This is a genomic window from Citrobacter sp. HN-141, from assembly GCF_033341895.1.
Taxonomy (GTDB): domain Bacteria; phylum Pseudomonadota; class Gammaproteobacteria; order Enterobacterales; family Enterobacteriaceae; genus Citrobacter.
The window spans coordinates 275,593-294,876 of the sequence record NZ_JAWPBF010000001.1 but is presented as its reverse complement, the minus strand read 5'-3'; the positions used below and the strand labels follow the sequence as shown (position 1 = coordinate 294,876).

At 53.8% G+C, this 19,284-nt stretch carries 21 protein-coding genes; 11 read left to right on the top strand and 10 right to left on the bottom strand.

Annotation, left to right across the window (positions count from 1 at the left end):
- Positions 1–38: 38 nt before the first annotated feature.
- From RYZ59_RS01380 to pmrD, 9 genes are all read left to right on the top strand, one after another.
- Entirely contained in the window at positions 39–500 is a 462-nt protein-coding gene (locus tag RYZ59_RS01380; protein ID WP_318044385.1) for a GNAT family N-acetyltransferase, read from the top strand.
- Between the two features lie 53 nt (positions 501–553).
- A complete protein-coding gene (gene elaB, locus RYZ59_RS01375; protein ID WP_137384151.1) occupies positions 554–859 on the top strand; it encodes a stress response protein ElaB in 306 nt (101 codons plus the stop codon).
- 94 nt (positions 860–953) lie between these two features.
- A complete protein-coding gene (gene menF / locus RYZ59_RS01370) occupies positions 954–2,252 on the top strand; it encodes an isochorismate synthase MenF (RefSeq protein WP_318044383.1) in 1,299 nt (432 codons plus the stop codon).
- A gap of 87 nt (positions 2,253–2,339) precedes the next feature.
- The gene (gene menD, locus RYZ59_RS01365; protein WP_318044381.1) at positions 2,340–4,010 is read left to right on the top strand and encodes a 2-succinyl-5-enolpyruvyl-6-hydroxy-3-cyclohexene-1-carboxylic-acid synthase; all 1,671 of its coding nucleotides are present in this window, start codon (positions 2,340–2,342) and stop codon (positions 4,008–4,010) included.
- Complete coding sequence (gene menH, locus RYZ59_RS01360) at positions 4,007–4,765, top strand: 2-succinyl-6-hydroxy-2,4-cyclohexadiene-1-carboxylate synthase (RefSeq protein ID WP_318044379.1); 759 nt, start codon at positions 4,007–4,009, stop codon at positions 4,763–4,765. Before menD ends, menH begins: the two co-directional genes overlap by 4 nt.
- 14 nt (positions 4,766–4,779) lie before the next feature.
- Positions 4,780–5,637, top strand: coding sequence for a 1,4-dihydroxy-2-naphthoyl-CoA synthase (gene menB, locus RYZ59_RS01355; RefSeq protein WP_137384147.1), 858 nt, complete (start codon positions 4,780–4,782; stop codon positions 5,635–5,637).
- Positions 5,637–6,599 carry an o-succinylbenzoate synthase gene (menC, locus tag RYZ59_RS01350; protein ID WP_318044378.1) on the top strand — a complete coding sequence of 321 codons (963 nt, stop codon included), beginning with the start codon at positions 5,637–5,639 and terminating at the stop codon, positions 6,597–6,599. The genes menB and menC overlap by 1 nt, the downstream gene beginning before the upstream one ends.
- The gene (menE, locus tag RYZ59_RS01345) at positions 6,596–8,026 is read left to right on the top strand and encodes an o-succinylbenzoate--CoA ligase (RefSeq protein WP_202038202.1); all 1,431 of its coding nucleotides are present in this window, start codon (positions 6,596–6,598) and stop codon (positions 8,024–8,026) included. Before menC ends, menE begins: the two co-directional genes overlap by 4 nt.
- Before the next feature lie 106 nt (positions 8,027–8,132).
- Positions 8,133–8,396, top strand: coding sequence for a signal transduction protein PmrD (gene pmrD, locus RYZ59_RS01340; protein ID WP_137384144.1), 264 nt, complete (start codon positions 8,133–8,135; stop codon positions 8,394–8,396).
- 2 nt (positions 8,397–8,398) lie between these two features.
- On the opposite strand, the gene arnF is transcribed toward pmrD, so the two are convergent.
- The 8 genes from arnF to nudI all read right to left on the bottom strand — a co-directional run bounded on the left by arnF (position 8,399) and on the right by nudI (position 16,492).
- Entirely contained in the window at positions 8,399–8,785 is a 387-nt protein-coding gene (arnF, locus tag RYZ59_RS01335; protein WP_137384143.1) for a 4-amino-4-deoxy-L-arabinose-phosphoundecaprenol flippase subunit ArnF, read from the bottom strand.
- Complete coding sequence (arnE, locus tag RYZ59_RS01330) at positions 8,785–9,120, bottom strand: 4-amino-4-deoxy-L-arabinose-phosphoundecaprenol flippase subunit ArnE (protein ID WP_040230124.1); 336 nt, start codon at positions 9,118–9,120, stop codon at positions 8,785–8,787. The genes arnF and arnE overlap by 1 nt, the downstream gene beginning before the upstream one ends.
- Positions 9,117–10,772: a lipid IV(A) 4-amino-4-deoxy-L-arabinosyltransferase gene (gene arnT / locus RYZ59_RS01325; RefSeq protein WP_318044700.1), complete on the bottom strand. Its 1,656-nt coding sequence runs from the start codon at positions 10,770–10,772 to the stop codon at positions 9,117–9,119. The genes arnE and arnT overlap by 4 nt, the downstream gene beginning before the upstream one ends.
- Positions 10,769–11,671: a 4-deoxy-4-formamido-L-arabinose-phosphoundecaprenol deformylase gene (gene arnD / locus RYZ59_RS01320; RefSeq protein ID WP_271448524.1), complete on the bottom strand. Its 903-nt coding sequence runs from the start codon at positions 11,669–11,671 to the stop codon at positions 10,769–10,771. Before arnD ends, arnT begins: the two co-directional genes overlap by 4 nt.
- Positions 11,668–13,650, bottom strand: a complete 1,983-nt coding sequence (arnA, locus tag RYZ59_RS01315) for a bifunctional UDP-4-amino-4-deoxy-L-arabinose formyltransferase/UDP-glucuronic acid oxidase ArnA (RefSeq protein ID WP_318044370.1) — start codon at positions 13,648–13,650, stop codon at positions 11,668–11,670. Before arnA ends, arnD begins: the two co-directional genes overlap by 4 nt.
- Positions 13,647–14,630 (bottom strand): undecaprenyl-phosphate 4-deoxy-4-formamido-L-arabinose transferase, encoded by a 984-nt coding sequence (gene arnC / locus RYZ59_RS01310; RefSeq protein ID WP_137384140.1) that lies wholly within the window; start codon positions 14,628–14,630, stop codon positions 13,647–13,649. The genes arnA and arnC overlap by 4 nt, the downstream gene beginning before the upstream one ends.
- A 2-nt stretch (positions 14,631–14,632) precedes the next feature.
- Positions 14,633–15,772, bottom strand: coding sequence for a UDP-4-amino-4-deoxy-L-arabinose aminotransferase (gene arnB / locus RYZ59_RS01305; protein WP_137384269.1), 1,140 nt, complete (start codon positions 15,770–15,772; stop codon positions 14,633–14,635).
- 294 nt (positions 15,773–16,066) lie between these two features.
- The gene (nudI, locus tag RYZ59_RS01300; protein WP_202038207.1) at positions 16,067–16,492 is read right to left on the bottom strand and encodes a nucleoside triphosphatase NudI; all 426 of its coding nucleotides are present in this window, start codon (positions 16,490–16,492) and stop codon (positions 16,067–16,069) included.
- 317 nt (positions 16,493–16,809) lie between these two features.
- On the opposite strand from nudI, the gene RYZ59_RS01295 reads away from it, so the two are divergent.
- Both RYZ59_RS01295 and RYZ59_RS01290 read left to right on the top strand, forming a co-directional pair.
- Positions 16,810–17,352 carry a YfaZ family protein gene (locus RYZ59_RS01295; RefSeq protein WP_202038208.1) on the top strand — a complete coding sequence of 181 codons (543 nt, stop codon included), beginning with the start codon at positions 16,810–16,812 and terminating at the stop codon, positions 17,350–17,352.
- A 79-nt stretch (positions 17,353–17,431) separates the two neighbouring features.
- Complete coding sequence (locus tag RYZ59_RS01290; RefSeq protein ID WP_318044366.1) at positions 17,432–18,628, top strand: nicotinamide mononucleotide deamidase-related protein YfaY; 1,197 nt, start codon at positions 17,432–17,434, stop codon at positions 18,626–18,628.
- Between the two features lie 38 nt (positions 18,629–18,666).
- Here RYZ59_RS01290 and RYZ59_RS24690 read toward each other — a convergent pair whose 3' ends face one another.
- Both RYZ59_RS24690 and RYZ59_RS24685 read right to left on the bottom strand, forming a co-directional pair.
- Positions 18,667–18,867, bottom strand: coding sequence for a hypothetical protein (locus RYZ59_RS24690; protein ID WP_411961631.1), 201 nt, complete (start codon positions 18,865–18,867; stop codon positions 18,667–18,669).
- A 164-nt stretch (positions 18,868–19,031) separates the two neighbouring features.
- The gene (locus RYZ59_RS24685; protein WP_411961637.1) at positions 19,032–19,085 is read right to left on the bottom strand and encodes a hypothetical protein; all 54 of its coding nucleotides are present in this window, start codon (positions 19,083–19,085) and stop codon (positions 19,032–19,034) included.
- Positions 19,086–19,284: the final 199 nt, after the last annotated feature.

Genomic DNA, 19,284 nt, shown 5'->3' with positions numbered 1-19,284 from the left:
GGCAGGGTGTTCAGGTTATCACAACAAAGGGGCAGACAATGATCCACTGGCAAGATCTCCATCATGCAAAGCTGAGTGTTCAGGAGCTGTATGCTATTCTTCAGCTTCGCTGTGCGGTATTCGTTGTTGAGCAACAATGTCCGTATCAGGACGTGGATGGCGACGACTTAGTCGGCGAGAACCGTCACATTCTGGGATGGCATAATGATGAACTGGTGGCGTATGCGAGGATTCTGAAAAGTGACGATGATCTGGAGCCGGTAGTGATTGGCCGGGTGATTGTCAGCGAAGCGCTACGCGGCGAAAAATTGGGGCAGCAGTTAATGACGCAAACGCTGGCCTCCTGTGCGCAGCATTGGCCGCATAAGGCGTTATATCTGGGGGCTCAGGCGCATCTGCAATCGTTCTATGCGAAATTTGGGTTTGTTCCAGTCACGGAGATCTATGACGAAGATGGTATTCCACATATCGGCATGGCGCGTGAGGGGCATCAAGCGTAAACAGCCCCTGTCGTCTATAGTTAGCGGGTACGTCAATAGAAAGGGAGAATATAATGTCTTTTCATTCTTACGAGTCACGTATTGATGATGATTTGGAATTATTGAGCGAAACGCTGGCAGAAGTGCTACGTTCTTCCGGCGATCCTGCCGACCAGAAGTATCTTGAGTTAAAAGCGCGGGCTGAGCAGGCGTTAGAAGAGGTGAGAAATCGCGTTAGTCACGCCTCTGACAGTTACTATTATCGTGCAAAGCAGGCAGTTTGCCGGGCCGATGACTATGTACACGAAAAACCCTGGCGTGGGATCGGCGTGGGGGCGACAGTCGGTTTAGTGATGGGATTATTGCTGGCACGGCGATAAATATAGCGCTGTCATCGCACTCCCTATACGGGGGTACTGCTTTTTCTGCTCAGTACCCCGTATAATGAGAGGTTTTTAACAGGGAGAGGTCCGCGTGCATTCAATCACTACTGTGCTGGAAAGTCTGATGCGCATTTTGTCGCAAGAGATACCGGCAGCACCTGGCATTCGTATTTACGACATACCTTTCCCACTGAACGATGCTTTTGACGCTTTAGGATGGCTGGCCAGCCAGCCCGTCTGGCCTCAGTTTTACTGGCAGCAACGTAACGGCGATGAAGAAGCGGCTGTGCTGGGCGCAGTGGCGACATTCTCCTCACTGGAATCTGCCCAACGGTTTTTACGCCAATATGATAATCACCCCGAACTGCGCATCTGGGGCCTGAATGCGTTTGAGCCGCAGCGCGGTAATTTATTGCTACCGCGACTGGAATGGCGACGCTGCGCCGGGGTTGCGACCTTACGACTCCACCTGTATAGCGACGTGTCGTTGCGTGAAGATGCCGCGCAGGCCGCTGCGTTTATTTCAACGCTTGCGCAGGTAAAACCGCTTCCCACATTGCGTCTGGTTTTGACGGGAGAGCAGCACTGGCCGGATAAAGACGGTTGGGTTCGCCTGATTGAGCTTGCCACGCAGACCATTGCTGAGGAAGAACTCGACAAAGTGGTGCTGGCGCGTGCGACCGATTTACAGTTTTCTCAGCCGGTTAATGCCGCGGCGGTTATGGCCTCCAGTCGGCGTTTAAATCTCAACTGTTACCACTTCTATATGGCGTTTTCCGCCGAATCGGCTTTTCTTGGCTCTTCCCCTGAACGTCTGTATAGACGGCGTGACACGGCACTGCGCACTGAGGCGCTGGCCGGAACGGTCGCCAATCACCCTGACGATCATCGCGCCTGGCAGCTTGGTGAATGGCTGATGAAGGACGATAAAAACCAGCGTGAGAACATGTTGGTGGTGGAAGATATTTGCCAACGGCTGCAGAACTGTACGCAAACCCTCGATGTCCTGCCGCCGCAGGTACTCAGACTGCGCAAAGTACAGCATCTGCGCCGCTGTATCTGGACTGCGCTCAATCAGGCCGACGATACGCTTTGTCTGGTACAGCTACAGCCTACTGCAGCCGTAGCGGGTATTCCCCGCGAGCTGGCGCGTGAATTTATCCAACATAATGAACCCTTTGAACGCGAGTGGTACGCCGGTTCCGCGGGTTATCTTTCACTGCGTCAGAGCGAGTTTTGCGTGTCATTACGTTCAGCGAAAATTAGCGCAAATGTCGTACGCCTGTATGCCGGGGCGGGGATCGTGCGCGGTTCAGATCCTGAGCAAGAATGGCAAGAAATAGATAATAAAGCGGCAGGGTTACGTACTTTATTACAGATGGAAGGATAATGATTTCGTGTATATTCCCGACTCATATCAAAAATCCATTTATTCGATTCTTTATACTGTGTCGCAATATTGATACCGGACAATCTCATGTCAGTAAGCGCATTTAACCGACGCTGGGCGGCGGTCATTCTGGAAGCACTCACTCGCCACGGCGTCAGGCATGTTTGCATTGCCCCTGGCTCGCGTTCGACGCCGTTGACTTTAGCGGCAGCGGAAAATCCCGCTTTTATCCATCATACCCATTTTGACGAGCGCGGACTGGGACATCTCGCCTTAGGCCTGGCGAAAGTCAGCAGGCAACCTGTTGCCGTTATTGTCACCTCTGGTACGGCGGTAGCGAATTTGTATCCGGCGCTGATTGAAGCCGGACTGACCGGTGAAAAACTGATTTTACTCACCGCTGACAGACCGCCTGAGCTTATTGACTGTGGCGCTAACCAGGCGATTCGTCAGGCCGGCATGTTTGCGTCACATCCGTCGCAAACGCTCTCTTTACCGCGTCCGACGCAGGACATTCCGGCAAGCTGGCTGGTGTCTACCCTCGATAACGCTCTGGCCTTACTGCACAGCGGTGCGGTACACATTAACTGCCCGTTTGCGGAGCCGCTGTATGGCGAGATGGACGACACGGGCATTGAGTGGCAGCAGCGCCTGGGCGACTGGTGGCAGGATGACAAACCCTGGTTGCGCGAAGCGCGTCGGCTGGAAAGCGACAAACAGCGCGACTGGTTCTTCTGGCGGCAAAAACGTGGTGTGGTACTTGCCGGGCGCATGAGCGCCGAAGAGGGCAAGAAAGTTGCGCTCTGGGCGCAGACGTTAGGCTGGCCGCTTATTGGTGATGTGCTGTCGCAAACCGGACAACCGCTACCGTGCGCCGACCTGTGGCTGGGAAATGCGAAAGCGGTCGCTGAGTTACAGCAGGCGCAGATTGTGGTGCAGCTTGGCAGCAGCCTGACAGGAAAACGTCTGCTGCAATGGCAGGCTAGCTGCGATCCGCAGGAATACTGGATTGTCGATAATATCGAAGGCCGCCTCGATCCGGCCCATCATCGTGGCCGCAGGTTGGTGGCGAAAGTTGGCGATTGGCTGGAGCTGCATCCGGCGGAGAAACGTCAGCCCTGGTGCGTAGAAATCCCTCGTCTGGCGCAACAGGCATGGCAGGCGGTAGAAGCCCGCCGCGACACGTTTGGCGAAGCACAGCTGGCGCACCGTATTCGCGAGTATCTGCCAGAGCAGGGACAGTTGTTCGTGGGGAACAGCCTGGTTGTACGGCTGATTGACGCGCTGTCTCAGCTTCCGGCAGGTTTTCCGGTTTACAGCAATCGCGGTGCGAGCGGTATTGACGGTCTGCTATCAACAGCGGCAGGCGTACAGCGTGCCAGTGCGAAATCGACGCTGGCTATTGTTGGCGATTTATCCGCGCTGTATGACCTGAATGCGCTGGCGCTTTTGCGCCAGGTTTCCGCACCGTTTGTCCTGATTGTGGTGAATAATAACGGCGGACAGATTTTCTCTCTGCTGCCAACCCCGCCAGGCGAACGTGAACGGTTCTACCTGATGCCGCAGAACGTCCATTTTGAGCATGCCGCGGCTATGTTTGACCTCAAATATCACCGCCCGGAGAACTGGGCGCAACTGGAGAGCGCGCTGACGAACGCCTGGCGTACTCCGGTGGCAACGGTGATTGAGCTGGTAGTGAATGAAACTGACGGGGCGCAAACCCTGCAGCAACTGCTGGCGCAGGTCAGTCATCTATGATCCTGCACGCGCAGGCGAACACGGGGCAGGTGGATTTCCCCTGGCTGGTTTTCCTGCACGGATTTTCCGGCGATCGCCGGGAATGGCAGGCGGTCGGTGAAGCATTCCCGGACTATTCGCGGCTGTATATCGACCTGCCTGGCCACGGTGGCTCCGCTGACATCAGCGTGAGCGGGTTCGATGATGTCAGCGATTTGCTGCGTAACACTCTACTTAGTTACAACATACTTAACTACTGGCTGGTGGGATACTCTCTTGGCGGCAGAGTCGCGATGATGGCGGCCTGCCAGGAGATGCCCGGACTTTGTGGTCTGGTGGTTGAAGGTGGACATCCCGGCTTGCAAAGCGAAGAAGCGCGCGTTCAGCGTCGTCTCTCGGATGGCCGCTGGGCTGCGCGTTTCCGCGCAGAGCCGCTACGTGAGGTGTTTAATGACTGGTATCAACAGCCCGTTTTTTCCTCGCTGAACGCGGCACAAAGAGAGGCGCTGGTCGCTCTGCGTAGCCAGAATAATGGGCAAACGCTGGCGGCAATGCTGGAGGCCACCTCGCTTGCCGTACAACCTGATTTACGTGTGCAACTGAAAACGCGCACATTTCCGTTTTATTATTTATGTGGTGAACGTGACGATAAATTCCGCGCTCTGGCGGCGGAAATATCCGTACCGAACCATGTGATTCGTAACGCCGGACACAACGCACATCGGGAGAATCCCGCTGGCGTGGTGGACTGTCTGGCTCAGATTCTGCGTCGCTGACTATAGGACATTTTATGATCTATCCTGATGAAACAATGCTTTACGCACCGGTAGAATGGCTCGATTGCTCTGAAGGCTACACCGACATTCGCTATGAGAAATCCACCGACGGTATCGCAAAAATCACCATTAATCGTCCGCAGGTACGCAATGCTTTCCGTCCTGTCACCGTCAAAGAGATGATTCAGGCGCTGGCGGATGCGCGCTATGACGACAATATCGGCGTGATTATTCTGACCGGCGCGGGCGACAAAGCGTTCTGTGCGGGCGGCGATCAGAAAGTACGTGGCGATTACGGCGGATACCAGGATGACTCCGGTGTGCATCACCTGAACGTACTGGACTTCCAGCGCCAGATTCGTACCTGTCCGAAACCGGTTGTCGCGATGGTGGCAGGGTATTCCATCGGTGGTGGCCATGTGCTGCACATGATGTGTGACCTGACCATTGCGGCTGAAAACGCCATCTTTGGTCAGACTGGCCCGAAAGTCGGTTCCTTCGACGGCGGGTGGGGCGCATCCTACATGGCGCGTATCGTCGGCCAGAAAAAAGCACGTGAAATCTGGTTCCTGTGCCGTCAATACGATGCAAAACAGGCGCTGGATATGGGCCTGGTCAATACCGTGGTTCCGCTGGTCGATCTGGAAAAAGAGACGGTGCGCTGGTGTCGTGAAATGCTGCAAAACAGCCCGATGGCGCTGCGTTGCCTGAAAGCCGCACTGAATGCTGACTGCGATGGCCAGGCGGGTCTGCAGGAGCTGGCCGGGAACGCGACCATGCTGTTCTACATGACGGAAGAAGGTCAGGAAGGCCGTAACGCCTTTAACCAGAAACGCCAGCCTGATTTCAGCAAATTCAAACGGAATCCGTAATGCGTAGCGCGCAGGTATACCGTTGGCAGATCCCCATGGACGCGGGGGTGATTTTGCGTGACAGGCGGTTAAAAACGCGTGACGGGCTGTACGTTTGTCTTCGTGACGGCGAGCACGAAGGGTGGGGAGAGATCTCTCCACTACCGGGCTTCAGCCAGGAAACTTGGGAAGAGGCGCAAACTGCGCTGCTGGCCTGGGTTAACGGTTGGCTGCAGGGGGATTCATCCTTACCACAACTGCCTGCCGTTGCATTTGGTGTTAGCTGTGCGCTGGCCGAGCTTGAGGGTACGTTGCCTGAGGCGGCGGACTATCGTGCTGCGCCGTTGTGTACCGGTGATCCTGACGATCTGGTGCTGCAACTGGCAGACATGCCTGGCGAGAAAGTTGCGAAGGTAAAAGTCGGTCTGTATGAAGCGGTTCGCGACGGTATGGTCGTCAATCTGTTGCTGGAGGCGATCCCGGAACTGCACCTGCGGCTCGATGCCAATCGTGCGTGGACGCCGCTGAAAGCCCAGCAGTTTGCGAAATATGTCAATCCTGAGTATCGCGGCCGCATTGCCTTCCTCGAAGAGCCGTGTAAAACCCGTGATGATTCCCGTGCGTTCTCGCGTGAAACAGGGATTGCCATCGCCTGGGATGAAAGTCTGCGTGAAGCCGATTTCACCTTTATGTCCGAAGAGGGCGTGAAGGCTGTCGTCATCAAGCCTACGCTGACGGGTAGCCTCGACAAGGTGCGTGAGCAGGTTGCAGCCGCACACGCGCTCGGTCTCACCGCCGTGATCAGCTCCTCTATCGAATCGAGCCTGGGCTTAACCCAGCTGGCGCGCATTGCTGCCTGGTTGACGCCACAGACTATCCCTGGTCTGGATACGCTCAGCCTGATGCAGTGCCAGCAGGTGCGTACCTGGCCTGGCAGTACGTTGCCGTGCATTGAGATTGATGCGCTGGAACGATTGCTATGACCCAGTGGGAAATGCCCGATGGCGCAAGCGCATCGGGCCTGGAGCGATTGTCCGATACGCCTGATTTTACTGACTGGCCGTGGCGTCACTGGCGACAGGCTCGTGCGGACGCGCCAGCCTTACGCCTCAACGATGAGGTGTTAAGCTGGGGCGATCTCTGTGCGCGAGTCGATCGTCTGGCAAGTGGCTTTGCGGCTCAAGGGGTGGAAGAGGGCGATGGCATATTGCTCCGCGCCTGGAATCATCCCCGTCCGCTGCTGGCCTGGCTGGCATTGTTGCAGTGCGGGGCACGAATTTTACCTGTGAACCCGCAGTTGCCACAGTCGTTGCTGGATGTGTTAATCCCGGATCTGACGCTGCGTTTTGCGCTGGATCTGGAAGGCGAAAGTCCGCTCCCGGGACTGACACCGCTGCGAATGCTGGAACAGTCTGGCGAGCATGCTGCCGTCTGGTTGCCTCAGCGCTTGAGCACAATGACGTTAACCTCCGGCTCAACCGGACTGCCTAAAGCAGCGGTACATACCTGTCAGGCGCATTTGGCGAGTGCGCAGGGGGTGCTGTCACTGATGCCATTTGGCGAAAACGATGACTGGCTGCTCTCGCTACCGTTATTTCACGTTTCCGGTCAGGGGATTATGTGGCGCTGGTTGTTTGCCGGGGCGCGTATGACCGTGCGCGATAAGCAGCCGTTAGAGCAGATGCTGGCGGGTTGTACCCATGCTTCGCTGGTTCCCACGCAGCTTTGGCGACTGTTGGTCAATAACGCACCGGTATCGCTAAAGGCCGTGTTGCTGGGCGGTGCCGCGATTCCTGTTGAATTGACGGAACAAGCGCGTGAGCAGGGTATTCGCTGCTGGTGCGGTTACGGGTTGACGGAATTTGCCTCCACGGTGTGTGCGAAAGAAGCCGATGGTAAGGCGGATGTCGGCTCTGCGCTACCAGGCAGAGAAGTCAGGATTGTTGATGATGAAGTCTGGCTGCGTGCCGCCAGCATGGCGCAAGGGTACTGGCGTAACGGACAGCTTTATCCGCTGGTTAATGCGCAAGGCTGGTTTGCCACCCGCGATCGCGGCATCGTGCATGATGGCAAGTTAACCCTTGTCGGGCGGATGGACAACCTGTTTTTTAGTGGCGGAGAAGGGATCCAACCGGAAGAGGTGGAGCGCGTTATTGTATCGCATCCCCATGTTCTACAAGCTTTTATTGTGCCAATCGAAGATGAAGAGTTTGGCCATCGCCCCGTTGCGGTTGTGGAGTACGATGCCGAAGCCGGAAGTATTGATCTGGCTGAATGGGTGAAAGATAAGCTGGCACGTTTCCAGCAACCCGTTCGATGGCTAACCTTACCCGCAGAATTGAAAAGCGGTGGTATTAAGATTTCTCGCCGGGCGCTGCTGGAGTGGGTCCGTACCCGCGGTAAAGCTTAAGAAAACATTAAATTTATCCCGCATAATTGCCATTCCCGGGCCATTGTCCTTTAGTTTATCTGCTAAAGTGTAACCTATTGTGAAAATCATTAGCAAAAGGTGCGCTATGGAATGGCATGTGAAGAAGTCTTGCTGTAACCGAAAAGCAGGGAGGCTCTATATTGTACTTTGTGATACCGGTGGTTCGTTGAAAATGCTGGCTGAAGCGCAAGCCTGCGAGCGTGTAAAAGTAGGCGATCTGCTGTCACCGCTAAAAGATGCCCAGTATTGTATTAACCGTGACACATCGCGAGTGATTAAAATCATTGATGCCAGACAGTATCTCTGTGAAGAATGGGAGCGTCTGCGACAACTGTCTGACGATAAATGATCTCAGGGCGTGTGTTGGCGGGCAGGTAAGAATATGGTCATTAATCCCGCCATAATACACAGCACACCCACCAGGGCTTTTATTGAGAAGGTTCCCTGCCAGCCAGGTAAAATCATTGATGCGATCCACACCAGCACATAGCTGAGGCTGAGCAAGGCATAGGCTTTGCTCAGCGCGAGCTGATGCAGGGCTTTATGCCAGCACATCACTGACAGTAAATAACCTACCAGCCCGCCATACAAGGCGAATGCGCTGCTGCTGGTTGAAAAAACGGCGGAGATAAACGCCAGCGGTTGCAGCATGGGCGGCAGATTATCCATCGCGTAACCCAGACTTAGCTGAGCAACCGACGTAATAATCACGCTGCACAGCCCCCAAAAGATGCCCATTACACCGCACTCCCAAGAATAAAGATGCCGGTGATGAGTAGCCCAACCCCCAGCCAGTGACGCGTTGTGACAGGTTCGCGCCAGATTTTCCATGCCGCCAGCGTGACCCATACAAAGTTCAGGCTTAGCATCGGGTAGGCGATGCCGACGGGAATATTCTGCAATACTGCCAGCCAGAGCAGCATGGCCAGTCCCAGACAGGCCAGCGCCAGACCAATCCACTGCGCGATATAGCGTGTTCGCGCGTGGGCGGGTACCGGGCGGGTGGCCTGCTTCTGGCACAATTGTCCACAGACGCTGAGCAGGCTGGCAAGGACTAAGGTTAGCCAGATCATTTAGGCCGGTACTGAATCAAGACCAGACGCCCCTGATTGTCGATATAGTCGGCGGGGGGAATGGCAAGCTGATTAATATCTTCATCCTTCGAAATTGACAGCACGAGCGTAATGATCCCCTCCTGACGATGTCGCGCCAACCAGTCGGCAAAGTCATCCCGGCTGACGAAGCGTCCCTGGGCATCCGAATAATTAAGGCCGTATTTTAACTCACCTGTTTGCCCGTACATGTTGATGTCATCGCGTTTCAGGCTCCAGGCCAGGCCTGCGGCAACGCCAACACTGTCGGTGAAAATATAACGGCTCGACTCCAGCGACTCTTTGGTCATCTCGACAAAAAACTGTGGCTGTTTGGATTCCATTACCCGGTCCGGTACTGAGAAGCCGAACAACAGCGCCAGCCCCAGCGGGCAGAGCGCTGCTAATTTCCAGTTTTTTTCACGGTTGTTAAGCGTATACCAGCCAAACAGCGCCCAGGTGATAAAGATACCCCATGAGCAAAACACTTTATACGTTTCGATATGCGACCAGACCGGTGTCTTCAACGGCCCGAGCGTGGACACGATAAATGTGGCGACAATACCAATAACACCGAACAGAATGTTGATCCAACCGTTGACGCGCAGCGCTGCAGAACCTTTTTCAGCCGCCTGCAAGCCAAACCGTGCGGTAAGGATCGCCAGCGGTGCGAAGCAGGAAAGAATATAGGTTGGCAGCTTCCCTTTGGCGATACTGAAAAACAGGATCGGCATAATAATCCAGCTCAGCAGGTATAAGGCGCTACGTGGAACATCCCGTTCACGCCAGCCGGTACGCAATGCCCCCGGTAGTAGCCCGAGCCAGGGTAAGGCGCCCGCCACGAAAACCGGTATGTAGTACCAGAATGGTGCTTTATGCTGGGCATCATCCTGCGCAAAACGCTGAATATGCTCAATCCAGAAAAAGTAGTGCCAGAAGTCGGGCTCGCGTTGTGCAATCGCCAGCCCCCACGGCAGGACAATGGCAATACAGCTGATAATCGACAACAGGCCGTAAATAAAGATCTCTTTCCAGCGCTTTTGCACGAAAACCCATGGCAACACGCTGAGGACGGGGACAGCGAGCGCGAGAAAGCCTTTGGTCATCACGCCCATGCCGCAGGTGAATCCTAACAGCAAAAAGGCGACAATTTTACCTGTTCTGGTGGTGGCCTGCATTCCCTCCCAAAAACAGCACATGCCTGCCATCAGCCACAGCGCGATAATGGGATCAAGTACCGCATAGGTTCCGATACTGTAAACAGAAAAAAACGTTAGAAATATAACGGCAGAGAGTAGGGCCGTACGTTTATCACGCCATAGCCGCATTGCCAGCCAGGCGACCAGGAGTGCAGTCAGTAGGGTTGCAAAAATAGCCCCCGCCCTGACGCCAAAGTTGTTTGCGCCAAACAACCATTGCCCGATGCTGTTTAACCAGTACCCCGCGATGGGCTTTTCAAAATAGCGTAGCCCTAAAAAATGTGGGACGATCCAGTCGCCAGACGTCAGCATTTCCCGGCTGATTTCAGCGTAGCGCGTTTCGTCGGGCTGCCAGAGCAGGCGGCTATTGATGGGTAAAATAAAATACAGTGCAATAAATGCGACAAATGCCAGGGCGTAACGTGCGGATTTCATGGTGTCACACTCGCGGGTTGCTGGCAGCCGAGCCATCCCTCTCTGCCGGGTATTTTGCCACGAACGATCTGGCCCGTTGGCAGTGTACTGATATCGTCTGGTAACAGTTCGCCCAGTGGACAAAACGTAATCCCAGCGTCGGCGGCACGAATGAGCAGATCGTCAAATTTCTGCTGAAAAGCAATGCCTTCCACCTCTGCGTGAATCGTGTAGACCGGGGTGCCTTTGTCCCGCTGAATGCGGGAGAGAATATAGTCGTTGAAGTCCGCGGCCTGCACCTCCTGACCAACCACCTCATCCCATGTTGGTAGCGTGACCGGAATTTGTGGCGTCCCCATTTCTCCTGTTTCAAGTACAGGACGGAATAACGATGTTCCCCTGCAATCGCTGTTATAGCGCAGATGGAATGTTTCTTTTGCCTCGACCACGCGCGAGTCGGCACGCCAGCCAGCGACGGCAGAACAGGTGACGGGTTGGCCGATGATCGTTTCGAGCGCATTAATGCCCCGCGAAATATCATCAATCAGCTGTTTATCGTTCCAATTGCCGCTTCGTGATTGCCAGGCATGATGATCCCAGGCGTGTAAGCCTGTTTCGTGATACCGGGCAGCTTGTGAAATGATGGCCGCATTGGCCAGGCCAATTTCTTTTCCAGGCCAGGCGGTGCCAGCCAGTAAAATATCCCACCCGTAGAGTGAGGCTGCGTTTGAGCGCAGCATCTTCCATAAAAATTGCGGCTTCACCAGACGCCAGAGATGGCGTCCCATATTGTCGGGCCCGACGCTAAAAAAGAAACTTGCCCGAACGTTATGCCGGTTCAATGTCTCCAGCAGGCGGGGCACGCCTTCGCGTGTCCCCCTGAATGTATCGACATCTATGCGCAAGCCCACTTTGGTCATGATGTGTGTTCCGTGATATCCACACTGCGTAAGAAGAAGTCCAGCGTCTCTTCAACCGTTTCTTGCATCTCGATTGTTGGTTCCCAGTTCAGGCAACGTTTGGCGTTACGAATACTGGGTTTGCGGTGCTCAACGTCCTGGTAGCCTTTGCCATAGTAGCTGCTACTCTCAACGTCGCGGAAACCAGCAAACGGCGGGAAGTGCTGGCGCAATGGATGTTTTTCGAAGCAGGAGAGGAGCATTTCAGCCAGTTCCTGAATACTGGCTTCGTTATCCGGGTTACCGATATTGATGATCTCGCCATCACAGCGCCCGCCGTCGTTTTCAATGATACGGAACAAGGCTTCGATACCGTCACGAATGTCGGTAAAGCAGCGCTTTTGCTTACCACCTTCAATCAGCTTGATGGGGGAGCCTTCCACCAGATTCAGGATCAGTTGGGTAATGGCGCGTGAGCTGCCGATACGTGCGGCGTTCAGGCTGTCCAGACGCGGTCCCATCCAGTTAAACGGACGGAATAAGGTGAAACGTAGCCCTTCTTTTTCACCGTATGCCCAAATGACGCGATCCAGCAGTTGTTTAGAGACCGAGTAGATCCAGCGTGGTTTATTAACCGGGCCGACGATCAGGTTGGAGCTGTCTTCATCGAAATCTTTATCGGTACACATACCGTAAACTTCAGATGTTGACGGGAAAATGATGCGTTTGCGGTACTTGACACAGTAACGAATAATTTTCAGGTTTTCTTCAAAATCGAGTTCGAAGACGCGCAGCGGGTTGCGGGTATATTCAATCGGCGTGGCAATGGCGACCAGTGGCAGCACGACGTCGCATTTTTTCACATGATATTCAATCCATTCGGAGTGAATGCTGATATCGCCTTCCACGAAATGGAATCGTGGGTGTTGCAGAAAACGCTCGATCGCATCGCTGCCGATATCAAGCCCGTAGATTTCGTAGTTATCTTCGCGCAGCAGGCGTTCAGTCAGATGGTTGCCAATGAAACCATTAACGCCAAGGATCAAAACCCGGGTGCGGCGTTTGCTGGCGGAAACGGGCTGGCTGTTGAGGCGGGAACCGGCGACCAGACCCAAAACTTGTGCCAGCTGTGAGCCCTGCATGGTAATGCCATCACCCGCTTGCCCGGTAATGATTTCGAGTGCGCCATCGGCACATGCAATCAGCAATGGTGATACGGAGATAACCGTTCCTGGCAGCGCCGCAGATGTATTTGCACTTTGGCGCGATGACCAGACGGTGAATTTTTGCGTACCGGCATAGCTAAATGCACCCGGCCATGGATCGGACACGGCGCGAACCATGTTATGCAGTTGTGCGCAGGGTTTATTCCAGTCGAGGAAACTGTCTTCCGGCGTGCGGCGACCAAAACAGGTGGCATCGGCTTCCTGTTGTGGGTACTCCTGAAAATCACCGGCTTTGATGGCCGGCAGCGCCTGTGCCAGTACCTCGCGGGCAGACTGGCATAATTTATGGTGCAGGGTTAACGCCACGTCATCGGGGGAAATGGTAATGCGTTGTTGGGCGACGATGGCACCGGCATCTGCGCGCTTGACCATGCGGTGCAGCGTCACGCCTGTTTCGGTTTCGCCATTGACTAATACCCAGTTCAGCGGTGCACGGCCACGATATTTGGGCAGCAATGAGCCGTGCAGATTAAAGGCACCCGCAGGCGCAAGACGCAGGATCTCATCGCTGAGTAAATGGCGATAGTAGAATGAGAAGATCACATCGGGGGCGAGCTGGCCGATCCGCTCGATCCACAGCGGGTGATTGACCTCGTCCGGAGCGTACACCGGAATACCTGCGCTGGCAGCGAGGCGGGAAACTGAGCCAAAAAACGCTTTTTCACCTGGGTTATCGGCATGCGTAAAAATCGCAGCGATGTCATAACCCGCATCCAACAGGGCCTGAACCCCCTGACATCCCATATCGTGATAGGCAAATACGACGGCTTTCATGCGCGGTTTTCCTCAGTTGACTGCGTGGTTTGTGGACGGATAACGTGTTGAACAAAATAGCGAGGGCGTGCGCGGACATCGTTATAGATGCGACCAATATATTCGCCGAGTAATCCCATGCCTATGAATTGCGCGCCGATAAAGGTAAACAGCACGGCAAACAGCATAAACACACCTTCTGCCGCCCACTGCGGGCCGAGCGTCAGGCGAAGAACAACAAGCAGGACCGACAGGGTAAAGCCTGTGGCGGCAATGATGCTGCCCAGCAGGCTCAACATACGCAATGGCGTGGTGGTCAGGCAGGTTACCAGGTCATACATCAGGTTTATCAGACGCATGAAACTGTACTTAGAGTCGCCAAATTCACGCTCGGCATGGTGCACCGGGATTTCCGTGGCTCGGCGGGCAAAGATGTTAGCCAGGATCGGAATAAAGGTGCTGCGCTCCTGGCAATGCAACATGGCATCGACGATGTGACGGCGATAGGCGCGCAGCATGCAGCCATAATCGCCCATGGCTTTACCGGTGGTGCGCTGAATCAGATGATTGATCATCCGTGAGGCGGTCTTACGAAAGCGGGTGTCCTGGCGGTTCTGACGCACCGTTCCGACGACATCGAAGCCTTCTTTTGCCGTGGCAACCAGCCGCGGGATCTCCTCTGGCGGGTTTTGCAAATCGGCATCCAACGTGATGATCAGGTCGCCAGTGACGTGGCTGAAACCGGCCATAATCGCCGAGTGCTGCCCATAGTTTCGATTCAACAGAATAGAGACAATATGGCTGTTCGGGGCCTGGGAGGCGTCCATCATCAGTTGAGCCGAATTGTCACTGCTACCGTCATCGATGAGCAGGATTTCATATTCGGTATCCAGTTTTTCGCAGGCGGCGCTGGTGCGCCTGATTAATTCTGGCAGGCTTTCCTGTTCGTTAAAAACGGGAATGACCACCGAGACTTTACTAATCGGTGAGGCTTCAAACATGCTTATTGTCCTGCAATCTGGCGAAGTGCCGTAATGACGCGTTGTGTGTCATCGTCGGTCATGTCGGGAAATAGCGGCAGTGAACAAATGCGTGCGCTATTCCATTCGGTATTAGGCAGAGAAAGATCGGTGAAACGTTCGCGATAATATTTCTGCGTGTGGGCCGCGCGAAAATGCAGGCCTGTGCCAATATTTCTGGCTTTTAGTGCTTCCATCAGAGCATCTCTGCTCAGCCCACAGCGGGCTTCATCCACGCGAATGATGAACAAATGCCAGGCGTGCACATGCGACCACTGGGGCAGGGTGAGCGGTTGAAACGGCGTATCGGCCAGCGCCTGTTGATACTGCTGCGCAATTTGCGCCCGGCGCGCGTTGAGGCGATCCAGCTTGTTCAACTGCACCAGGGCGATGGCGGCGTTGATGTCTGTCAGGTTGTACTTGTACCCCGGCGCGAGAACTTCAGCCTGCGGCGCGCGACCATAGGTTTGACGGTCATAAGCATCTACCCCCAGGCCGTGGAATTTCAGGCTACGAAGCCGTTGAGCGAGCTGGCTGTCGTCAGTAACAATCAGTCCACCCTCGGCACAGGTCACATTCTTGATCGCGTGAAAGGAAAAGATTGCGGTACCACGAGCACCAACATGACGACCCTTGTATAACGTTCCGACGGCGTGCGCTGCATCTTCAATAACAGGGATTCCGTAGCGTTCACCGATGGCGTAAATGGCATCAAGATCGGCGGGGGCCCCGGCATAATGCACGGGAATAATGGCTTTGGTACGCGGGGTGATAGCGGCTTCAATGTGTTCAGGGGTCACCATCAGCGTATCGCGGTCGACATCGATCATAACCGGTGTGGCGCCCAGCAGGACAATCATGTTGAGTGTAGATACCCACGTCATCGACGGGGTGATCACTTCATCGCCTTCACCCACACCCAGCGCCATTAGCGTAATGTGCATACCTGCCGTCGCGGAACAGACGGCAACAGCGTTTTGGTTACCTGTGAGCTGGCAGAAAGCGTCTTCCAACTGCTGATTTTTAGGACCCGTGGTTATCCACCCTGAATCCAGAACCGCCTTAACTGCGGCAAGTTCTTCATCACCCATTGCCGGACGGGAGAAAGGCAAAAAGTCAGACATCATTATTCCTTCAGCCATTTAACGCCACCGCCGTTTTATTTTTAGTGATAAACAGGGGCATCGTTAATTATTTCATCAGGCCACAAAGATTAAAGACTGAAGGTTAATTTATCCTTAAGAGTTTAAGGTTGGAGATATAAAGAGGAATGCGGAGGAGAACATTTTATTTGTCTGAAAATAAATGATTTTTACGCGTATTTTGTCGTGGCTATGGCATCGCCGCTCTGCTGCTGAATGATGAGTGCAATGCCATGATCTGAAGGGTCAATATTTTGCTGCTATCACCCTGTGAACTTACAATAACCCTTTCAATGTTAACGTTTTACGTGTGGCGACGTTTAGGTCGTAATGGGCGAGATCTTCCGGTTTAACCCAGGCGAAATCCTGGAACTCTTCGTTAATCTTCACTTCACGGTTGGCGGAAATACAATCGAAGATGAGATAAATCATGTAAATCTCTTCCTGGCGACCATCAGCATAGGTTTTGGTTCGAATATCGTCACTGAAGGTCCAGGGGGTAATCTGCGATAACTCGAGGTGTTCTCCCAGCTCTTCCCTGATTTCCCGACGTAAGGCTTCTTCGATACGTTCGCCTGGCTCAACGCCGCCGCCAGACAACGCCCACTGGCCAGGGAAAACACCGCGATCGTCGGCCATTTTGCACAATAAATAACAGCCTTCATTTTGAATGAGTGGGCAAACAATCGTTCTTTGACGCATAAGTCTGTTCCTTGTAGGGGAGGGCGGAGGAGTCCATCGTAAACTTATCTTACCTTTTGCAGGCGACAGAAAAAACGCTTCATTGCTGTTTAAGCCTGCTTTGCCGGGGAAAAGAAGGTTGTCTGTTGAAAACGGCAATCAGGTGCCTTTCACCGTCTATTTCAGGTAAGAACTTAACCTTACTGAAACATTGCGGGTAGTATTTAGTTACAATATGTCATTGTATCGCTTTTTTAGCTCATTGATTCCTCGCCATCTGGCAGTACAATCCAGCGGTTTTGGGGCTATGTTTTGATTCTTGCTGGAAAGGATAGAAAATGAAAAAAAGTTTATTACTGGGTTTTGCCGGAATGCTGTTTGTTTCTGCGTCGGCGAATGCGATTAGCATTAGCGGTCAGGCTGGCGAAGATTACACTAACCTCGGCTTTGGTATGGGTACTGAGTCCACCGGACTGGCTGTTAGCGGCAACTGGATGCATAACGATGACGACGGTGATGTTGCAGGGCTTGGCCTTGGTCTGAATATCCCTCTGGGTCCGCTGCTGGCAACAGTCGGTGGGAAAGGTATCTATACCAACCCGAAAGACGGTGATGAAGGCTACGCGGCAGCTGTCGGTGGTGGTTTACAGTGGCCGATTGGCGACAGTTTCCGTCTGTTTGGCGAATACTACTACTCCCCGGACTCACTCTCCAGCGGTATCGACAGCTACGAAGAAGCAAATGCCGGTGCGCGTCTGACGATTATGCGTCCGCTGAGCATTGAAGCCGGTTATCGTTACCTGAACCTGGCAGGTAAAGACGGCAACCGTGATAACGCAATTGCTGATGGCCCGTACGTTGGGGTTAACGCCAGCTTCTAACATTTCTGGCGCGGCGTTCAGTCGCGCCTTCCCCCCTCCATGCGTTATAGTGTTTTCATCATAAAAGCAGGAGAACACGATGTTAAACGTGGAGATGCTATCCACCGGGGATGAAGTGTTGCACGGACAAATCGTCGACACCAATGCCGCCTGGCTGGCCGATTTTTTCTTTAATCAGGGATTACCGTTAACACGCCGCAATACGGTAGGCGACAATCTGAATGATTTGGTCGCTATTCTGCGTGAGCGTAGCGAACATGCTGATGTGCTGATCGTTAATGGCGGCTTAGGGCCGACCAGCGATGATTTGAGCGCACTGGCGGCGGCAACCGCCAAAGGTGAAGGGCTGGTGCTGCATGAAGCGTGGCTGGCCGAAATGACGCGTTTTTTCCGTGAGCGGGGACGCGTGATGGCGCCGAGCAATCGCAAACAGGCTGAACTTCCGGCCAGCGCGGAGTTTATCAATAATCCGGTCGGAACTGCCTGCGGGTTCGCCGTGAAGCTTAATCGCTGCCTGATGTTCTTTACGCCGGGTGTGCCGTCAGAATTTAAAGTCATGGTTGAACATGAGATCCTGCCGCGCCTGCGTGAACGTTTTTCTCTTTCTCAGCCCCCGCTATGCCTGCGCTTAACGACCTTTGGTCGTTCTGAAAGCGATCTGGCACAGAGCCTGGACTCTCTGGTTTTACCGCCAGGGGTGACAATGGGATATCGCTCGTCGATGCCGATTATTGAGCTGAAGTTAACCGGGCCCGATTCCCAACGTGAAGCGATGCTGGCGCTATGGCCAGAGGTGAAGCGCGTTGCCGGGCAGAATATGATTTTTGAAGGTACCGAAGGGTTACCTGCGCAAATTGCCCGTAAGCTCCAGGAGCGCCAGTACAGTCTGACGCTGAGCGAACAATTCACCGGTGGTCTGGTGGCACTCCAGCTTTCTCGTGCGAATGCGCCACTGTTGGCGAGTGAAGTGGTTCCGCCCCAGGAAGAAACGCTGGCGCAAACGGCTCACTGGATAACCGAGCGACGCAGCAAACATTATGCTGGATTGGCACTCGCGATATCGGCTTTCGAAAACGAACATATTAACTTCGCACTGGCCACGCCTGATGGGACACACGCCTTGCGCGTACGGCTGAATGCAAATCGCTACAGCTTGGCGATTCGTCAGGAAGTGTGCGCGATGATGGCGCTAAATATGCTGCGCCGATGGCTAAACAATCAGGATATCGCTAGCGAACACGGCTGGATCGAAGTGGTTGAGTCGTTGACGATTTAATCATTGATTGGGAAGGCTAAATGCCTTCCCAATCTGGTTCATGCGGTGGTATCGCCAGGCAATAGCCCGGTAATTAACTGAATTAAATCACGATCAATTCCCTTTTCCAGCATCATGCGCGCGATACGTAAGGCTTCTTCTTGCGTACCTTTCTGTACTCCTTGCGCTAATCCTTGTTGTATCCCTTGTTGTAGCCCATTGTGGTGACCTTCTTGTTTTAGCCTCTCTGCAATTGTCATCAACCTCTCCTTATGATGGGGGGAACGTTCGGCAACTTCATGGATAAATTCGCTGACGTGAAAAACGTCACCGTACCGTAGCAGGTAATTAAGTAACGTTTGTAGCTGGCTGTCATTAGCGGTGCTTGTAACTAATAGCGAGACCAGGCGGTCCACTAATCCCATCAAATCGCGATCTGTATATCCAGATAATCCCGAGCCATCTCAGGGTAAGACATTATCTTTTTAAAAACGGCATCATGCGGTGTAGATGTAGTGGATTTAGCCATGGTAGTCCGTCACCGGAAAGAGAAGATGGCGTGACGGTATCCACTTTTAATATGCGCTGCATGCGGGAAATGGGGTCTTTGCGTGGGTGAATCAGAGATAAATACGCCCGACTACAACGTATTCAATTAAGCGGAACGGGCTACGCAA